This window comes from Streptomyces sp. NPDC102279, assembly GCF_044766365.1.
Lineage (GTDB): Bacteria > Actinomycetota > Actinomycetes > Streptomycetales > Streptomycetaceae > Streptomyces.
On record NZ_JBIWLU010000017.1, the window covers coordinates 69,875 to 87,327 of the forward strand.

15 protein-coding genes and 1 pseudogene are annotated in these 17,453 nt (G+C 71.8%); 7 read left to right on the forward strand and 9 right to left on the reverse strand.

The window, feature by feature from the left end:
* Genes ACIRQH_RS35655 through ccsB form a run of 3 tightly spaced genes read left to right on the forward strand, consistent with a single transcriptional unit; the run spans window position 1 to window position 3,689 of the window.
* Window positions 1-738, forward strand: coding sequence for a cytochrome c biogenesis protein CcdA (locus ACIRQH_RS35655; RefSeq protein WP_358818397.1), 738 nt, complete (start codon window positions 1-3; stop codon window positions 736-738).
* Between the two features lie 3 nt (window positions 739-741).
* Window positions 742-2,574: a cytochrome c biogenesis protein ResB gene (locus tag ACIRQH_RS35660; protein WP_388874637.1), complete on the forward strand. Its 1,833-nt coding sequence runs from the start codon at window positions 742-744 to the stop codon at window positions 2,572-2,574.
* Window positions 2,571-3,689, forward strand: a complete 1,119-nt coding sequence (ccsB, locus tag ACIRQH_RS35665) for a c-type cytochrome biogenesis protein CcsB (RefSeq protein ID WP_388874640.1) — start codon at window positions 2,571-2,573, stop codon at window positions 3,687-3,689. Before ACIRQH_RS35660 ends, ccsB begins: the two co-directional genes overlap by 4 nt.
* A gap of 79 nt (window positions 3,690-3,768) precedes the next feature.
* Here ccsB and ACIRQH_RS35670 read toward each other — a convergent pair whose 3' ends face one another.
* The 7 genes from ACIRQH_RS35670 to ACIRQH_RS35700 all read right to left on the reverse strand — a co-directional run bounded on the left by ACIRQH_RS35670 (window position 3,769) and on the right by ACIRQH_RS35700 (window position 12,188).
* A complete protein-coding gene (locus ACIRQH_RS35670; protein WP_388874643.1) occupies window positions 3,769-5,313 on the reverse strand; it encodes an ABC transporter substrate-binding protein in 1,545 nt (514 codons plus the stop codon).
* Window positions 5,313-7,433 carry a hypothetical protein gene (locus ACIRQH_RS35675; RefSeq protein WP_404229170.1) on the reverse strand — a complete coding sequence of 707 codons (2,121 nt, stop codon included), beginning with the start codon at window positions 7,431-7,433 and terminating at the stop codon, window positions 5,313-5,315. The genes ACIRQH_RS35670 and ACIRQH_RS35675 overlap by 1 nt, the downstream gene beginning before the upstream one ends.
* A 131-nt stretch (window positions 7,434-7,564) precedes the next feature.
* Window positions 7,565-8,548 carry an isopenicillin N synthase family dioxygenase gene (locus ACIRQH_RS35680; protein WP_388874648.1) on the reverse strand — a complete coding sequence of 328 codons (984 nt, stop codon included), beginning with the start codon at window positions 8,546-8,548 and terminating at the stop codon, window positions 7,565-7,567.
* Complete coding sequence (locus ACIRQH_RS35685; RefSeq protein WP_358818337.1) at window positions 8,541-8,999, reverse strand: nucleoside deaminase; 459 nt, start codon at window positions 8,997-8,999, stop codon at window positions 8,541-8,543. The genes ACIRQH_RS35680 and ACIRQH_RS35685 overlap by 8 nt, the downstream gene beginning before the upstream one ends.
* A 57-nt stretch (window positions 9,000-9,056) precedes the next feature.
* Window positions 9,057-10,247: an abortive phage infection protein gene (locus tag ACIRQH_RS35690; protein WP_404229173.1), complete on the reverse strand. Its 1,191-nt coding sequence runs from the start codon at window positions 10,245-10,247 to the stop codon at window positions 9,057-9,059.
* A 196-nt stretch (window positions 10,248-10,443) separates the two neighbouring features.
* Complete coding sequence (locus ACIRQH_RS35695; RefSeq protein ID WP_404229176.1) at window positions 10,444-11,100, reverse strand: class I SAM-dependent DNA methyltransferase; 657 nt, start codon at window positions 11,098-11,100, stop codon at window positions 10,444-10,446.
* A gap of 113 nt (window positions 11,101-11,213) precedes the next feature.
* Complete coding sequence (locus ACIRQH_RS35700) at window positions 11,214-12,188, reverse strand: zinc-binding alcohol dehydrogenase family protein (RefSeq protein ID WP_404229178.1); 975 nt, start codon at window positions 12,186-12,188, stop codon at window positions 11,214-11,216.
* Window positions 12,189-12,342: 154 nt separating this feature from the next.
* On the opposite strand from ACIRQH_RS35700, the gene ACIRQH_RS35705 reads away from it, so the two are divergent.
* Window positions 12,343-12,696: an ArsR family transcriptional regulator gene (locus tag ACIRQH_RS35705; RefSeq protein WP_358818341.1), complete on the forward strand. Its 354-nt coding sequence runs from the start codon at window positions 12,343-12,345 to the stop codon at window positions 12,694-12,696.
* Between the two features lie 110 nt (window positions 12,697-12,806).
* Window positions 12,807-13,793, forward strand: coding sequence for a DMT family transporter (locus ACIRQH_RS35710; RefSeq protein ID WP_388874657.1), 987 nt, complete (start codon window positions 12,807-12,809; stop codon window positions 13,791-13,793).
* Here ACIRQH_RS35710 and ACIRQH_RS35715 read toward each other — a convergent pair.
* Both ACIRQH_RS35715 and ACIRQH_RS35720 read right to left on the reverse strand, forming a co-directional pair.
* Window positions 13,690-14,583, reverse strand: a pseudogene (locus ACIRQH_RS35715) (LysR family transcriptional regulator); the annotation flags it as partial. The gene ACIRQH_RS35710 and the pseudogene ACIRQH_RS35715 sit on opposite strands and share 104 nt — an antisense overlap.
* A gap of 10 nt (window positions 14,584-14,593) precedes the next feature.
* Entirely contained in the window at window positions 14,594-14,989 is a 396-nt protein-coding gene (locus ACIRQH_RS35720) for a PLD nuclease N-terminal domain-containing protein (protein ID WP_358818343.1), read from the reverse strand.
* An 88-nt stretch (window positions 14,990-15,077) separates the two neighbouring features.
* Here ACIRQH_RS35720 and ACIRQH_RS35725 point away from each other — a divergent pair, with 88 nt between their 5' ends.
* Window positions 15,078-16,529 (forward strand): menaquinone biosynthesis decarboxylase, encoded by a 1,452-nt coding sequence (locus ACIRQH_RS35725; protein WP_388874660.1) that lies wholly within the window; start codon window positions 15,078-15,080, stop codon window positions 16,527-16,529.
* Window positions 16,526-17,428, forward strand: coding sequence for a menaquinone biosynthesis prenyltransferase MqnP (gene mqnP, locus ACIRQH_RS35730; RefSeq protein ID WP_358818345.1), 903 nt, complete (start codon window positions 16,526-16,528; stop codon window positions 17,426-17,428). The genes ACIRQH_RS35725 and mqnP overlap by 4 nt, the downstream gene beginning before the upstream one ends.
* Window positions 17,429-17,453: the final 25 nt, after the last annotated feature.

Consider the following 17,453-nt stretch of genomic DNA (forward strand, 5'->3'; position numbering starts at 1 on the left):
ATGAACAGCACGGTCTCCAGCGGCGCTCTGCTGCTCGCGCTGCCGATCGCGGTCCTCGGCGGCCTCGTCTCCTTCTTCTCGCCGTGCGTCCTGCCGCTCGTCCCCGGCTATCTGTCGTACGTCACCGGGGTCAGCGGCACCGATCTGGCGGACAGCAGACGCGGGCGGATGGCCGGAGGCGCGAGCCTGTTCGTGCTCGGCTTCACCGCGGTCTTCGTCTCCGGCGGAGCCCTGTTCGGCTACTTCGGGTCGACGCTGTTCGAGTACCAGGACACTCTGTCCAAGGTGCTCGGCGTGCTCATGATCCTCATGGGCGTCTTCTTCATGGGGATGATGCCCTGGCTGACGCAGCGCGAGTTCCGCTTCCACAAGCGGCCGGTGGCTGGTCTGGTCGGGGCACCGATACTGGGCGCTCTGTTCGGCATCGGCTGGACGCCCTGCATCGGTCCGACCCTCGCGTCCGTGCTGGCGCTCTCCTCCAACGAGGCGAGCGCCGGACGTGGCGCCATACTGACCGTCGCGTACTGCCTCGGTCTCGGCGTGCCCTTCGTCCTCGCCGCTGTCGCCTTCCGCAAGGCGCTCGGTGCGTTCGGCTGGGTCAAGCGCCACTACGTCTGGGTCATGCGCATCGGCGGCACGATGATGATCGTGACCGGCGTGCTCCTGCTCACAGGTGCCTGGGACAGCCTGGTGCAGCAGGCGCAGACGTGGTCCAGCGGCTTCACGGTAGGGATCTGATCCATGAGCACGACCGACACCGGCAACACCCGCGACTCCGCCGCGACGCCGGAGGACGACGGCGCGCCGATCCCGGTGAGCCCCAAGCGGCACATCGGGGTGAGCGCCGACGGCGAACTCGGCGAGGCCGGTTCCCAGTTGTCCACCGCGCCCGTCGAGACGGCGATGCCCGGCTCCTTCGGCGGCACCCGCAAGCCCGGTGCCGCGGGGTGGATCGCCTGGACCGGCCGTGAGTTGACCGGCTGGGTCCGCTGGTTCTGGCGTCAGCTCACGTCGATGCGGGTCGCGCTGATCCTGCTCTTCCTGCTGTCGCTCGGCGCCATCCCCGGCTCGCTGATCCCGCAGTCCGGCACCGACGCGGCCAAGGTCCAGGACTTCAAGGACGCGCACAGCCTGCTCGGCCCGGTCTACGAGCGGCTCGGCCTGTTCCACGTGTACAGCTCGGTGTGGTTCTCCGCGATCTACATCCTGCTGTTCGTCTCGCTCATCGGCTGCATCGTGCCCCGCACCTGGCAGTTCGTCGGGCAGCTGCGAGGCCGTCCGCCGGGCGCCCCCAAGCGGCTGTCCCGGCTGCCCGCCTACGCGACCTGGCGCACCGACGCCGCGCCCGAGGCGGTCCGCGAGGCCGCGCTCGAGGTGCTCCGGAAGAAGCGGTTCCGGGCGCACGTCGAGAAGGACGCCGTCGCCGCGGAGAAGGGCTACCTGCGCGAGACCGGCAACCTGCTCTTCCACATCGCCCTGATCGTGATGCTCGTCGCCTTCGCCTGGGGCCAGCTCTTCAAGTCCGAGGGCAACAAGCTGATCGTCGAGGGCGACGGCTTCTCCAACACGCTCCTGTCCTACGACGACTTCAAGTCCGGCAACCTCTTCAGCACCGACGACCTGACCCCGTTCAGCTTCGACCTGAAGAAGTTCACCGGCACCTACGAGCGGACCGGCCCCAACAAGGGCACCCCCCGCACGTACCAGGCGGCCGTCGACTACAGCGTCGGTGCCTACGGCAAGGAGAAGAAGACCGTCGTCAAGGTCAACGAGCCGCTCGTGATCGGCGACTCGAAGGTCTACCTCACCGCCCACGGCTACGCGCCCACCGTGACGGTCAGGGACGGCAAGGGAAAGGTCGTCTTCCACGACGCCGTGCCCCTGCTGCCGCTCGACTCGAACGTCACCTCGCAGGGCGCCATCAAGGTGATGGACGGCTACAGGAACGCGCAGGGCAAGAGCGAACAGCTCGGCTTCTCCGCCTTCTTCGTGCCGACCTTCGCCGGTGCGGGCAAGGGCGACATGTTCTCCCAGTTCCCGGCGCTCGACTACCCGGTGCTCGCGCTGAGCGGCTACCACGGCAGCCTCGGGGTGGACGCGGGCCTCGAGCAGAACGTGTACCAGCTCGACCCGGCCAACATGAAGCAGTTCAAGAACGCCAAGGGCGACATCGTCAAGAAGCGGCTGCGGCCCGGCGAGACGATGACCCTGCCGAACGGCGCAGGCTCGATCACCTTCGACAAGGACATCAAGGAGTGGGCGAACTTCCAGGTCACCCAGCAGCCCGGCAGTGACTGGGCGCTGGCCGGGGCGTTCTCCGCGATCTTCGGCCTCGCCGGCTCGCTGTTCATCCAGCGCCGCCGCGTCTGGGTCCGGGCCACCACCGGCGCCGACGGTGTCACCGTCGTCGAGATGGCCGGGCTCGGCCGCAGCGAGTCCGCGAAGCTTCCCGAGGAGCTCGGCGACCTGGCCGCGCTCGTCCACGCAACCGCGCCCACCAAGCCCGACGAAGACGCGGCACCCGCCGACGCCGCCACCCCCGTACCCGCCGCCGAAGGGGCTGAGAAGCAGTGACGCTCGCCACCGCACACGACCTGGGCGCCGTGACCGATCTGGCCACCGCGACCAACGAACACCTCGCCAACATCAGCAACACGCTGATCTACTCCGCGATGGCCGTCTACACGCTGGCGTTCTTCGCGTACATCGCCGAGTGGCTCTTCGGCAGCCGCAGCAAGGTCGCGCGCACCGCGAACGCGCTCACCGCGGGCGGCGAGAAGCCGGCCGCCGCACCCGAGGTCACCGTGCAGACGGCGGGCGGCACCGCCGTCCTCGCCCGGCCCAAGGTCGTCACCCGGTCCGCGACCGGCGCGCGTGACGTGCCCGACGGGCCCGGCGCACACGGCGGGGACGAGCAGGGCGACCTGTACGGCCGGATCGCCGTGTCCCTCACCGTCCTCGCGTGGGCCGTCGAGGCGGCCGGCGTGGTCGCCCGCGCCATGTCGGTGCGGCGGGCGCCGTGGGGCAACATGTACGAGTTCAACATCACCTTCTCCACCGTGGCCGTCGCGGTGTTCCTGGTGCTGCTCGCGCTGAGGAAGAACGTGCGCTGGCTCGGCCTCCCGCTGGTCACGACGGTCCTTCTCGACCTCGGGCTCGCCGTCACCGTCCTGTACACCGCGAGCGACCAGCTGGTCCCCGCGCTGCACTCGTACTGGCTCTACATCCACGTGTCGACCGCGATCCTGTGCGGCGCCGTCTTCTACGTGGGCGCCGTCGGCACGCTGCTCTACCTGTTCAAGGACAGCTACGAGAACAAGCTCGCGAGCGGCGGACAGCCCGGCCGGTTCGCCACCTCCGTCATGGAGCGGCTGCCCGCCTCGTCCTCGCTCGACAAGTTCTCCTACCGCGTGAACGCGGCCGTCTTCCCGCTGTGGACGTTCACGATCATCGCGGGCGCGATCTGGGCGGGCGACGCCTGGGGCCGCTACTGGGGCTGGGACCCCAAGGAGACCTGGGCGTTCATCACGTGGGTCGCGTACGCCTGCTACCTGCACGCGCGCGCGACGGCCGGCTGGAAGGGCCGCAAGGCCGCCTACATCGCCCTGATCGCCTTCGGCTGCTGGCTGTTCAACTACTACGGCGTGAACATCTTCGTCACCGGCAAGCACTCCTACGCGGGCGTCTGACCCGCCCGGACACCAAGAGGCCGGCCCCGGTGACCTGTGTCACCGGGGCCGGCCTCCGTCGTACGCGGGGTACGGGCGGCTACGACGGCGGGAGGCACTCGGCCGCCGGTGGCCTGCCCTCCGGCCAGGCGAGGCGGACGAAGCGCGCGCGGCCGTCGGGTGTCAGCTCCACGATCGGCACGGCCTTGTCGTACGGGTTCCCGTGGGCGTCCAGACAGATCCACCCGCTCGCCCCGTTCACCCGCAGCTGCCTGCCCTTGACCTGCGGCCACTGGAGGCCGACGTCGGCGAGCGCCGGGATCCGCCCGGTCGGCGAGGCACCCCGGATGCCGCGCACCGCGAGCCGCATGGCGTCGTACGCGATGATCAACTGGCCGTCGTCGAGGGCGACCTCGCCGAGCGGGCCGACCGGCCCCCGCCGCGCGCTGTCCAGCAGCCGCTGGAGGACCGTGGCGTCCGCCTTGCTGCCGCCGGTGCGGGCGTGGTCCTTCGGCCAGGCGTCCGGATGGGCGAGCGCCGTGTAGCGCACCGACAGCAGCGGGTCCTTGAGCGCGGCCGGGTCGAGATCCCTGTCGCCGGCGAGGTAGGAGCCCTCGTCGCCGGTGAGGACGGTGAAGCGGCGGTCGGAGCAGCCCCGGGCGCCCAGCGCGTTGATGAACTGGCGCAGCTGGGTGTGCCGGCCGGCGAACAGGACGGTGTCCGTGGCCTTCGGGGTGTTGCACAGGATGGTGGCGATCTGCGCGAAGACGTTGGCGGTGCTGCCCTCCTTGCTGCGGTCGGCGGGCGGGGTGAACGGCTGGGCCTCGTACCGCGCGCCCTTGAGCATCTTCTCGAAGGACCCCTGGAGCGTGCGCGTGTAGGGGTCGCCCGTCCGGTCGTAGACGAGGAAGGCGTTGGCGGCGGACACCTTGGCGAAGGAGGCGAGGGCGCGCGCCTCGTCGGTGTTGGTCGGGGAGACGCGGGCGAGCCCCGGGAAGGGGTCCTTGCCGTCCTGCCCGTTGGCCAGGTCGTCGGCGGTGATCGAACTCCCTATCACCGGTAGCCCACGCCGGGTCAGTTCGGCGACCGCCCGCTTGTTGTTCTCGGTGCTCAGCCCGACCCCGGTCACCGCGCGCAGCCGGTCGGCGCCCTTCGTCATGCGCTCCAGCTGATCGACCGTGTGCCGCCAGGAGGCGCCGGTGGCGCCGGGGTTGGCGAGCACGAGCCGTATCTTCGGCTTCAGCCCGGTCGTGTCGTGGTTGGCCTGGTACTGCGCGAGATAGGCGCCCTGGAGTTCGTGCTGCACGTCGTTCAGGTTGTCCGCGTCGGTGGCGGTGAAGGGTTCGAGCAGGGCGACCGTGACGTAACTGCCGGGCGCCAGACGGTGGTTCTCTCGGTTGATCGCGCGCACCGTGTCGGCGAACCGGGCGCGCCCGAAGGCGTACGTCGTCGAGGAGACGCCCACGCACTCGTCGCGGTCCGGGGGCTGCACGACCCCGGGTGCGCAGGACCGGTTCTCCTTGGTGGCGGTCAGGCCGCCCCAGACGCCGAGGCCCACCAGGACGGCGGCCAGTGCGAGCGCCACGTACCGGCGGAAGCGGATCTCCCAGACGTCCTCGCGCAGCCACACCCATAAGCGGGCCATCAGCGGCCTCCGTCCTCGTCGCCCGGGATGCGCAGGGCCCGGCCGGCGAGGGCGTCGGCGGGCCAGTCCCGCGAGGCGCGCCACAGCAGGGCGTTGCCCGCGGGCCGCAGGTTCGACAGCTGTTCCAGCTCGAACCGCAGCCGTTCGGTGACCCGCGGGTCGGGCAGCACCAGAGGGTCGGTCAGCTGCCACACGGCGTGCAGCAACCGCCGTACCCGCAGGTGCAGTACGGCGTCGACGCCCTCCGGCGGACGGTGCGCGGCGTCCGTGCGGCCGAGGGCCACGGCGGCCCGGTGGTCGTGGCCGTCGAAGTCCCGGCCGTCCGGGTCGTGTGCGTGGTAGTACGGCGCGGAGGCGATGAAGACCAGTGCGGACAGCCAGCCGCGGGTATCGGTGCGCGGAAAGGTGTCGCGCAGGTGGGCCACCGCGAAGTCCGCCCTGCCGAGGGCGAGTTCGTGATGCAGCCGGTAGCGGGCGCTGTCCGGGGGTGCCGACTCGCCGGGGTGGTCGGAGTAGTGGTCGACGAGGGTGCGGTGCACCGCCTGCCACCGTTCGTGGTCGGGGTCCGCGTGGTGCAGTCGCAGCAGGAGCAGCGCGCGCAGGAACGGGTCGCCGACGAACTGGCCGTCCGCCGTCGCCCAGCCCTCGGAGGCAAGCCGTTCCTCCAGGTCGAGGACGCCGGAGGCGCCGAAGTCCTCGGGGAGCCGGGACTCCGCGAGCGAGCAGGCCGACTCGCGGTCGTGAGCGGCGGCGAGCACGGTCAGTTCGTCGAGGCGGCCGCCGGGCACCAGCCGCGCGAGCAGCTCCTGGTGGGCGGGGCGGCCGGCGTGGTCCTCGTGCAGGGCGACGTCGGCGGTCAGCAGCGCGCCGAGCGAGTCCGCGCCGACGGACAGGTTCTGCCGGGCCGAGGCCGCCAGCAGTGTGATGCCGAGCGGGCTGCCGCAGGTCAGCCGGTGGGTGGCGTGCGGGAGTTGGGCGGGCAGACCGTCCGGCCCGCCGGTGGCGCCGGAGCCGCCGGACGCGGTGTCCATGATGTGCAGGGTGTCGTCGGGGGTCAGCGGCGGCAGCGCGACGAGCAGGGCCCGCGAGGACGGCGAGGTGCCGGGGCGCCAGCCGCTCTCCCGTGCGGTGTCGGGCAGGGCGAGCCGGCCCGCGTTGCGCAGCGCCGGGTGCGCGTGGCCCCGGAGCGCGGCGAAGAACACGGCCCGGTCCGCGATGCCGTCGGCGCGGTCGCGCAGTACCGGTTCGAGGAGGCCGAGGCCCGCGGGCTCCTGGACGTTGTCGATGAGCAGGACCGGGCGGCCCCGCCGGTGCGAACGCTGTACGACCCCCGCGTACGCGTCGTCGAGGTCGGCGAGCAGCGCCCGGACCAGATGGCGTTCGGCGTGCCGGCGGGAGTCGCCGCCCGCCCGGAAGTGCCGGGAGAGCAGGATCAGTGCGAGCTTGGGGCTGCCGCCCGCGTTCGGGTAGTCCCGGTACCAGGTGGCGGCCTTGCGCAGGCGGCGGTGGGCCGGTGCGACGCCCTCCGCGAAGGCCTCCAGGGTGGCCTCGATGATGGGTTCCACGACGGGGCCCGTCCCGCTCATCGACGCGACGAGCTTGGAGATCACCTTGCTCACCCAGCGCCCGGCGAACCCCGACAGCCACGAGTCGGTCTCGTTCAGCAGCAGGATCCGTTCCGCCTCCTGCCGTACGCGGGGCACGTCCCGGTTGCTCCAGCCGCCCGCCGCCACGGCGAGGAGGCCGGAGGAGAGGCGCGGGAACGCGATCCTCCCGGCGCCCTTCACCGGTTCGGCGAGCTGCTCCGCGGCCGTGGTGAGCGCCTGGCCGACCGGGGACCAGGACTCCGCGGGGCGTTCGGCGGGCGGCGCGGCGAACTGCCGGTCCTCGCCGTCGACCAGTGCGACCGGTGTGTGCCACCGGTAGGCCTCGCGCAGTTCCCGGAGCACGGCCGTCTTGCCGATCCCGCGGCCTCCGGTGAGCACCACGAAGGGTGGTTCATGCGCGTGTTCGTACGGTGTGGCGCGCAACTGGTACGGACGCAGTCCCACCAGTCGTGACGCGAGTCCGGGCGGATCGGTGTCGAACAGCGCCCCTCTGCCGTGCAGCCCTGCGTGCACCGCATCTCCCCCTGGTCCGCGGTCCGGTCCTGATGTGCTGCTGTGAGGTGTATCAACAACAGTGTAAAAAGGGGGAGTTGATTCGGGATAGGGCGCTTGGTGACTGTTCGGTTACGAAAACGATCGGCCTGTCAACCGACAGTGATCGAATTGAGCTTCTCCCGCAGGTAGACGTGCGAGTCGACGGGTTCGTACGCGACCCGGCCCACCGGGGCGGCCACCGACTCGACCAGCGTCCCCGGCGTGCATTCGCCGAAGTAGACGAGCGAGATCAGCTCCTCGGCGGGCGCGTCGGCGGGCGGCGGCAGCACCCGGTGCCGTCCCGAACGCCACCGGTCGCCGGTCCAACGGGCCATCAGGTCACCGATGTTGATGGTGAACGCGGCCGGGTCGAAGGGCGCGTCCTCCCAGCCGCCCTCGTCCGTGAACACCTGGAGCCCGCCCTTGCCGGCCTGCCGGTCGAGAACGGTGACCGTGCCGAAGTCGGTGTGCGGGCCGATCCGGAACTGGCCCGGCTCCGGCGCGCCGACGACGTCCGTCCCCGGATACCAGTTGATGTTGAAGCCGTACGTGGGATGGTCCATGTGCCGGGTGAAGAAGTCCGGTTCGAGGCCGAGCGCCTCACCGAGCAGCGCCAGCAGGTGGTTCTCCAGCTCGCCCATCCGCGCCAGGTACTCCTCGCACAGGGCCCGCAGCCCGGGGGCCTCGGCGGGCCAGACGTTCGGCGCGTACCACTCGGCGTTCGTCCGCGGGTCCGCGAACGGCTCGTGCGTCGCGAACGTCAGCGACTCCTTGAGGTCCGGAGGGGTCTCGGTGCCCTCCGCGTACCCGTTGGCCTCGGCGCCCGGCCCGAGCCACCCGCGTCCGCCGACCCGGGCGGCGTACGGCTCCTTCGCCTCGGCGGGCAGCGTGAAGAAGGCGCGGGCCGCCTCTCGGATCCGGACGCGCAGGGCGGGGTCCACGCCGTGCCCGGTGACGAGCAGGAACCCGGCCGTGCGGAGCGCCTCGTCGACGGTCCGGGCGATCGCGGCGCGGTCCTCCGCGTCCCCCGACAGCCAGGGGCGGAGGTCGACGGTCGGGATGCGCGGCGCCGCGGGGGCCTTGGGGTCAGTCACCGATGTCCTCGTTCCACAGGTCGGGGTTGCCCTCGATGAAGTCGCGCATCAGGCCCGCGCACTCCGGATCGTCGAGCAGCACGATCTCCACACCGTGCTCGGCGAGCCAGTCGTGGCCGCCGTGGAAGGTGGCGGCCTCGCCGACGACCACCCGGGAGATGCCGAACTGCCGGACCAGGCCGCTGCAGTACCAGCACGGCGAGAGGGTGGTCACCATCGTCGTGCCGCGGTACGACCGCTGCCGTCCGGCGGCGCGGAACGCGGCCGTCTCGGCGTGCGTCGAGGGGTCGTCGTCCTGGACGCGGCGGTTGTGTCCCCGGCCGAGCAGGGTGCCGTCCGCGCCGTACAGCGCGGCCCCGATGGGGATGCCGCCCTCGTCGAGCCCGGCGCGGGCCTCCGCCACGGCGGTCGCGAGCCATGCCCGCGCCTGTGCCTGATCGATGCGCTCCATGACCCCACTCTGCGGTGGGCGCCCCGCGGGGGCAACGTGCGCAGGCCGTCGGCCCGGTCAGTGGCGGCGGTGGCGGCCGTACTGGCGGGCCAGGGCGTGGAAGGCCTCCTTCGGCTCCCAGTGGACCCCGGCGGCCGGGTCCCCGGGACGGTTCTCGATCGTCTTGACGATGCTGTAGCTCGCCATGTCGAGGTCGTGACGCGGGTCGTGGCGGCGGTGCGGGGCGTCGCGGGTGACGAAGGTGTACGCCATCGCCGCGTACAGCCCCGCCGTCTCGAACGCGGCGAGCACGTCCGTCAGATACGCCGCCTGCGTGCGCTCGCTGCGGATCGATCCGGCCTTGATCTCCGGCGGATCCTTCGTGTAGTCGACGACGTCCCAGCCCATGCCGCCCTGCTCCGGCGCGCCCTGGAACGTGCAGCAGCCGAACTCCATGACGGCGACGGGCTTCCCGAAGCGCCGGTACCGCGCGAGGTCGCGGAGGTAGTCCGCGGGGCGCCGGAAGAACGCGTAGTAGTCGATGCCCACGAGGTCGAAGAGACCCCAGTCGACGTCCTCGTCCTGTGCGGCGGCGTACGTCAGCGGCCCGCGGAACACGGACCGGCCCGTCCTCGCCGCCTTCGCGGTGAACCGGTGCAGCCGCCGCGCCATGACGACGGGGTCGAAGTTCCCCTTGAGCAGGTTCTCCACCCGCTCCTGGACGTTCGCGCCGGGCACGATGCCGGGGACGTACAGCACGAACTCGCAGCCGACGCTGAGGTGCACCCCGGCGCCCTGCCGGCGCAGCCGCTCGGCGGATCGGCCCGTCTCCGCGAGATGGTCGAGGATCTCCCGCTCGGGCACGTCCCCGAGGGTCGGTTCGAGCCAGACGTGGAGACCGCGCTCCGCCGCCTCGGCCGCCGTCGCGGCGAGCCGTTCGACGCCGTCGCCGGTCACCTTGACGGAGTCGGCGTGCAGGTCGCGGGCGACGGCGCGCAGGTCCGCGCGCATGTCCCGGACGTTCCAGCCGGTCGCGGGCGTCTCCCCGTCCCCGACCTCGTACACCACTCCCCGGTGGGTGAGCCCGCGCCGGCCGCCCACCACCGGCGCCGTCGTGCCGGCCTGCTCGCGTGCCGCCAGCGGAGCCCGGCCGTCGGGTGTCGCCCCTGCCCGCCCCGCCGCTCCCACGGGCAGCACGGCGGCCGCGCCCCCGACGGCCGCGGCCATTGCCAGAAACCGTGCCCGGCTGATCCCCGGCGTCCCCTGCATCCCGTGCCTCCCGGCTCCGCGCCCACCTGCTTCGTCCAGGACCAGTCTGGAAAACGGAGGGCCCGGCCCGCGTCCGCCGATGGTCTACGGGGGCGCGCCGAAGGGATGAGAACGGAGGGGACGGGAGGGTACTTGGACGGAGCGGGCCGCGTCCGAGGGCGACTCGGGGCAGAGCCGCCCCCGGGCCCGGGATGCCTCAGGAGTCCGCCGGCCTCCGGGCCAGGATGAAGCCCTGCGCGGTCCTCTCCAGGCCGTACTCCGTCATCTCGGCCTCGCGGACCAGGCGGACCACTTCGGTCAGGCCGGCCTCCGCGAGGAGTTCCGCGACCCGCTGGGGCCGGAAGCTGTACACGTCGAGGTCCACGTCGTGGCCGTACGCGTGCTCCAGGAGGATCTGTTCGTCGCCCGCCTTGAAGCCGATGAGCAGGTGACCGCCGGGCGCGAGCACCCGGCGGAACTCCGCGAACAGCGGCGGCAGTTCTTCCACAGGGATGTGCACGGTGGACGACCAGACGAGTGCCCCGGCGAGCGACCCGTCGGCGAGGTCGAGGTCCGCCATCGTGCCCACCGAGAAACGCAGGTGCGGGTACGCGGAGCGGGCGACCTCGATCATCCCGGGTGACAGGTCGATGCCGGACGCGTCGAGCCCGAGCCCCTCCAGGTGGATGGTCATCCGCCCCGGCCCGCAGCCGAGGTCCCCGACCTGGCCGCCCCCGCCGGCCAGCACCCGCTTCGCGAACTCGGCGAGCAGCGCCGTCTCCAGGGGTTGGGCGACCTCGCCGCTGAACAGCTCGGCGTAGTCGGCGGCGACGGTGTCGTACGAGGCACGGGTCGAGTCCAGGCGTGTGGTCATGGCGGGGAAGAGTAGACCGCCCCACTGACAACGCCGTCTGAACGGCCGCCCACGCGAGGACTGTTCGTGCTCGTGCTCGGGCGGGTGGTGGCCGGCGTGTGCGACCCCCGCCGTCAGTCCGCCACCCTCAGCAGCAGCTTGCCCGTGCTCGTCCGTGCCCCCATCAGCGCGTGCGCGTCCCCGGCCTTCTCCAGGGCGAACTCCGCCGTCACCGGCAGGGTCACCGTCCCGTCGGCCACCGTCCGGAACGCGCGCTCGGCGATGGCGCGCAGGGCGTCCGGGGCCGTCCGTGCCAGCCCGAGGATGGAGAACCCGGCGACCGACAGGCCCGTCGGGTAGAGCTCCGGCTGGCCCACCGTCCACGGCTCCGCCGAACTCGCGTTGCCGAACGAGAGCAGCCGGCCGAAGGGGGCGAGGGACGCGAGGCCGCGGCGCAGGGTCTCGCCGCCGACCGGGTCCAGGACCAGGTCCACGCCCCGCCCCTCGGTCGCCGCCCTGACCTCGTCGGCGAAGGAGCCGACGAACACCTCGTCGTAGCCGTACCCGAGGGCGAACTCGGCCTTCGGCTGCGCGGACACCACGCCGTACACCGCGCCCGCCCCCGCCGCCCGCGCGAGCTGGCCCAGTACCGTGCCCACGCCGCCCGCCGCGCCCTGGACGAGGAGGGTCTCGCCGGGCTGGAGGCGGCCCACCGTGTGCAGCAGGGCGTACGCCGTGGGCAGCACGGTCGGGAGGCCGGCACCGGCGCGCAGGCCGACCCCGGACGGCAGGGGGAAGACGGTCACCGCGTCGGCCACGGTGACCTCCGCGTACGCCCCGCCCTCGGTCAGTGCCGCGACCTCCTGGCCGGCCCGCAGACCTGTGACGCCCGGGCCGACCGCCCGGACCCGGCCCGACACCTCCAGCCCCGGCACGAAGGGCAGACGCGGCACCCGGTAGCCCTCCGATCTGGCCTTCAGGTCGGCGAAGTTGACGCCCGTGTAGGCCACGTCGATGCTCACCTGCCCGGGGCCCGGCTCGGGGGTCCGGGCGTCCACGACCCGCAGCACCTCGGGACCGCCGTACTCCTGGAACTCGACCGCACGCATGGCTCACTCCTGGCTGATGCTCGGCTGGACAGCCGACGGCCCGCGCGGACCGGATCGCCGCGCAGACTGTTCAATGAAAAGCGAACACTCCGGAGTGTATGGTTTTCATCGAACACTCGGCAAGGGGTTCGGGGAAACAGCAGGGGAGACCGGCGTGGCGGAGCGGACGAGTCACCGGGCGGCGCCCGAGCACACCCATCCCGACGAGGTCTCCGCGCAGAGCGCGTTCGCCGCGCTCGCCGACCCCGTACGGATCCGGCTGGTCCGTGAACTGGCCGACTCGGCGGAGTGGAGCCGCAGTTGCGGCAGCTTCGACGTGCCCGTCGGCAAGGCGGCCCTCAGCCACCACTTCGCCGTGCTGCGCGGCGCGGGCCTCGTCGAACAGCGCGACGAGGGCCCCAGGCGGGTGAACCGGCTCCGCCGTGCGGAGTTCGAGGCCCGCTTCCCGGGACTCCTCGCCCTCGCGCTGCGCGAGGAGCCCGCCCCCAGCCGGGACGCCGGCCCCTAGCCGCCCGCCCGACCGTCACCGGGAGCGGATCGGCGCCGCCGATGGGCCCATCGGCAGGACGCCCCGCCGGCCCGTGGCGTCCACCGGGTCCCCGCTCCTACCGTCGGGACATGACCTCAGCCACCTCCGCCGGCGCGACCGAGAACAAGGGTGCCGCCCAGCTCACCGCCGCCATGATGCTCTCCGGCACCCTCGGCGTCTTCGTCGTCGAGTCCGGCGCCTCGCCCCTGAACGTCGTCTTCTTCCGCGTCGTGTTCGGAGCCCTCGCCCTCGGCGGCTACGCCCTGGCCCGCGGCTACTTCCGCGGTCACGGCTTCACCCCGCGCACCCTCGGACTCGCCGCGCTCGGCGGGGTGTTCATCGTCTTCAACTGGGTCCTGCTCTTCCAGTCGTACGAGAACACCTCGATCTCCGTCGCCACCGTCGTCTACCACACGCAGCCGTTCTACGTGGTGCTGCTCGGCGCCCTGCTGTTCCGGGAACGGGTCACCGCCGCGAAGGCCGGATGGATCGTCCTCGCCTTCGCCGGTCTGGTCCTCGTGTCGGGCGTCTCCCCGGCCGACCTCACCCACGGCGGCGCCTACCTCACCGGCATCGGCCAGGCCCTCCTCGCCGCGCTCCTGTACGGGCTGTCCACCCTGGTCACCAAGCGCATCACCGGCGTGCGGCCGCACCTGATCGCACTCGTGCAGGTCCTCGTCGGCATCCCGCTGCTGCTGCCGTTCGCCGACTTCGGCGCGATGCGCGGGACCGGCGCGGACTGGGCCTGGCTGGTCGGCCTCGGGGTCGTCCACACCGGACTGATGTACGTCCTGATGTACGCCGCGTACGCCAAGCTCCCGACCGCGAAGATCGCCGTCCTCGCCTTCACCTACCCGGCCGTCGCGATGGTCATGGACTGGGCGGTCTACGGCCACCACATCGGGCTCGTCCAGGCACTCGGCGTCCCGCTGATCGTGCTGGCGAGTCTGAAGGTCACGCTTGCCCGGGCGGCCCGGACTCCTCTGACACCAGCTGCCGCGCCCGCTCCACGAACAGCCGCGCGTGTGCCGGAAGCCGCTTCCCAGCCCGCCACGCCAGCTGCGTACGAAGCGTGAACGGCGGCTTCCAGCCGAGCCGTACGAGCGTGCCCCGCTCCAGTTCCGCGGCGACCGTCACCTCGGGCAGCAACGCGACCCCGAGGCCGGCCGCCGCGGCCTGCTTGGTCGCCTCGATCGTGCCGAACTCCGTGAAGTCGACAGAAGTGCCGCTCGGGACAGCCCTGTTGAGTTCACGCTCGAACAAGTCCCGGTAGGCACAGCCCGGTTCGGTGGCGAGCAGCGACTGGTCCGCGAGGCCGGCCGTGGCGGGTGCCGTGCCGGCGAGCGGATGCCCGGGCGCGGCGACCAGCGCCAGCGGCTCCACGGCGAGGACCGCGACCTCCAGACCCGCGTGCTCGGTCTCCTCCTCCATGAGGAAGCCGACGTCGTACGTCCCCTGGCGCAGCGCCTGGCGCGTCTCGTCACCGATGGTCGTCCGCAGCGAGAGCCGGACCGCGGGGTGGCGGTGGTGGAAGAGTTCCAGGAGCGGCAGCAGCCGGTAGGAGGTGAGCGACTCCATCGTGCCGACGGTGAGGGTGCCGGACGGTTCCTCGGCGCCGACCACGGCGGCCCGCGCCTCGTCGGTCAGCTCGATGATCTGCCGGGCGTAGGGCAGCAGTCGCTCGCCCGCCTCGGTGAGCCGGATCCTGCTGCCCAGCCGGTCGAACAGCTCCGTGCCGAGTGAGGACTCCAGGGCACGGATCTGACTGGTCACGCTGGACTGCGCGTACGCCAGCTCGGCCGCGGCGCGGGTGAAGCTCAGTACGGTCGCGACCTTCTCGAAGGTCACCAGCAGGCGCAGTTCCATGGTGCGGCTCTCACGACTCCTCGTCGGACCTGCTCTGGTCCTCGCGCCGCTTCAGCTCCTCCTCGCGGCGCCGCAGGTCGGCCTCCCAGTCCTTCAGGGCGTCGTCCTTGCGGTTCTCCGCCTTGAGGGAGTTGAGGAACTCGGGGTTGTCGTCGGGGGCGACGAACCGCGCGCGCTGCCCGCGGGACCCCTCGGAGGAGGCCGGGCCGCCCGCGGGACCCCGCCGGTTGCGGCCCGCGACCAGCCAGGCGACGGGACCGACGAGCACCTCGCCGAAGAGCAGGATGATGATCACCCAGACCACCTTGGGCAGGCCCTTGACCTCCTCCTCCGGCGTGTTCAGGCAGTCGATGAAGGCGTAGATCCACAGCGCCAGCACCAGCAGAAACGGCAGATACCTGAGCATGGCCGAACAGTCCCCCAGTGAGCGGTGGCGGGGCGGCACGGGGCCCCGGTGACGGGCACAGGTTAGCGGGTGGCCGATACTTGGACACATGGCTTACGACGATCTTCGCTCCCTGCTCAGGGCGCTGGAGCGCGAGGGAGACCTCAAGCGCATCAAGGCCGAGGTGGATCCGTACCTGGAGGTCGGGGAGATCGTCGACCGGGTGCAGAAAGCGGGCGGTCCCGCGCTCCTCTTCGAGAACGTGCGCGGCGCGGCGATGCCGCTCGCGATGAACGTCTTCGGCACCGACCGCCGTCTGCTGAAGGCCCTCGGCCTGAAGTCGTACGGCGACATCTCCGACAAGATCGGCGGACTGCTCCGGCCGGAGCTGCCGCAGGGCTTCGTCGGGATGCGCGAGGCCTTCGGGAAGCTCGGCGCGATGGCGCACGTGCCGCCGAAGAAGGTCAAGGACGCGCCGGTGCAGGAGGTGGTGCTGCGCGGTGACGACGTCGACCTCGACGCGCTGCCCGCCCTGTTCACCTGGCCCGAGGACGGCGGCTCCTTCTTCAACCTGGGGCTCACCCACACCAAGGACCCCGAGTCCGGCATCCGCAACCTCGGTCTCTACCGGCTCCAGCGCCACGACAAGCGCACCATCGGCATGCACTGGCAGATCCACAAGGACAGCCGGAACCACTACCAGGTGGCGGCCCGGCGAGGCGAGCGGCTGCCCGTCGCGATCGCCTTCGGCTGCCCGCCCGCCGTGACGTACGCCTCCACGGCGCCGCTCCCCGGTGACATCGACGAGTACCTCTTCGCCGGGTTCATCCAGGGCAAGCGGATCGAGATGGTCGACTGCAAGACCGTGCCGCTGCAGGTGCCGGCGAACGCCGAGGTCGTCCTGGAGGGCTGGCTGGAGCCGGGCGAGATGCTGCCCGAGGGCCCCTTCGGCGACCACACCGGGTTCTACACCCCGCAGGAGCCGTTCCCGGCGCTGACCATCGACTGCGTGACGATGCGCAAGCGGCCGCTGCTCCAGTCGATCGTGGTGGGCCGGCCCCCGACGGAGGACGGGCCCCTCGGCCGGGCGACGGAGCGGTTCTTCCTGCCCCTGCTGAAGATCATCGTGCCGGACATCGTGGACTACCACCTGCCGGAGGCGGGCGGATTCCACAACTGTGCGATCGTCTCGATCGACAAGAAGTACCCGAAGCACGCCCAGAAGGTCATGCACGCCGTCTGGGGCGCCCACATGATGTCCCTGACGAAACTCATCGTGGTCGTCGACGCGGACTGCGACGTCCACGACCTGCACGAGGTCGCCTGGCGCGCGCTCGGCAACACGGACTACGGCCGCGACCTCACCGTCGTGGAGGGTCCGGTCGACCATCTCGACCACGCCTCCTACCAGCAGTTCTGGGGCGGCAAGGCGGGCATCGACGCGACGAAGAAGTGGCCCGAGGAGGGCTACACCCGGGACGGCGGCTGGCCCGAGATGGTGCTGTCCGACCCGGAGACGGCGGCGAAGGTCGACCGCCGCTGGAAGGAGTACGGGCTGTGAGTTCAGCTTCCGCGGCGCTTCCGCAGCCGGGCCGCACCAAGGCCTTCCTGCGGCTCGTCATGATCGAGCACTCGGTGTTCGCGCTGCCCTTCGCGTACATCGCGGCGCTCACCGCGATGTACGAGTGGGACGGGAACATCCACTGGGGGCGGCTGCTCCTGGTCACGGTGGCGATGGTCGGGCTGCGCACGTTCGCCATGGCCGCGAACCGGATCATCGACCGCGAGATCGACGCCCGCAATCCGCGCACGGCCCACCGCGAGCTGGTCACCGGCGCGATGAGCGTGAAGCACGCCTGGACGGGCGCCTTCGTCGCGCTCGTCTTCTTCCTCGGTGCCGCCGCGCTGCTCAACCCGCTCTGCCTGGCGCTCGCGCCGATCGCGGTCATCCCGATGGTCGTCTATCCGTACGGCAAGCGGTTCACGAACTTCCCGCAGGCCATCCTCGGTCTCGCCCAGGCCATGGGCCCGATCGGCGCCTGGATCGCGATCACCGGGACCTGGTCCTGGGACGCCGTGATCCTCGGCCTCGCGGTCGGCGTCTGGATCGGCGGCTTCGACCTGATCTACGCGTGCCAGGACGTCGAGACCGACCGGGAGATCGGCGTGATGTCGGTACCGGCGCGGTTCGGCATCCCGGCCGCGATCCGGGGCGCGCGCGTCTGCCACGCCGTGACCACCGGCCTGTTCGTCTGGTACGCGCTGGCCACCGGAGCGGGCGCGTTCTTCTGGCTGGGCCTCGTGGTCGTCGCGGCGGCCTTCCTCTACGAGCACTCCATCGTGAAGCCGCACGACCTGTCCCGCCTGAACCGTGCCTTCTTCCAGGTCAACGGATTCATCGGCATCGCGCTGTTCGCGTGTGCCCTGCTGGATCTCCTGGTGCGCGGGCTCACGGTCTGAATCCGGGCAGTGGCCGGATAGGCTC

Excerpts from the sequence above, each read along its gene's own strand:
- ACIRQH_RS35655 (WP_358818397.1), top strand. The coding sequence starts at position 1 with ATGAACAGCACGGTCTCCAGCGGCGCTCTGCTGCTCGCGCTGCCGATC.
- ACIRQH_RS35700 (WP_404229178.1), bottom strand. The coding sequence starts at position 12,188 with ATGCGTGCGGTCGAGTTCCAGGAGTACGGCGGTCCCGAGGTGCTGCGG.
- ACIRQH_RS35670 (WP_388874643.1), bottom strand. The coding sequence starts at position 5,313 with ATGGCCCGCTTATGGGTGTGGCTGCGCGAGGACGTCTGGGAGATCCGC.
- ACIRQH_RS35720 (WP_358818343.1), bottom strand. The coding sequence starts at position 14,989 with ATGCTCAGGTATCTGCCGTTTCTGCTGGTGCTGGCGCTGTGGATCTAC.
- ACIRQH_RS35660 (WP_388874637.1), top strand. The coding sequence starts at position 742 with ATGAGCACGACCGACACCGGCAACACCCGCGACTCCGCCGCGACGCCG.
- ACIRQH_RS35685 (WP_358818337.1), bottom strand. The coding sequence starts at position 8,999 with ATGGAGCGCATCGATCAGGCACAGGCGCGGGCATGGCTCGCGACCGCC.
- ACIRQH_RS35690 (WP_404229173.1), bottom strand. The coding sequence starts at position 10,247 with ATGCAGGGGACGCCGGGGATCAGCCGGGCACGGTTTCTGGCAATGGCC.
- ACIRQH_RS35710 (WP_388874657.1), top strand. The coding sequence starts at position 12,807 with ATGACCTCAGCCACCTCCGCCGGCGCGACCGAGAACAAGGGTGCCGCC.
- ACIRQH_RS35725 (WP_388874660.1), top strand. The coding sequence starts at position 15,078 with ATGGCTTACGACGATCTTCGCTCCCTGCTCAGGGCGCTGGAGCGCGAG.
- ACIRQH_RS35695 (WP_404229176.1), bottom strand. The coding sequence starts at position 11,100 with ATGACCACACGCCTGGACTCGACCCGTGCCTCGTACGACACCGTCGCC.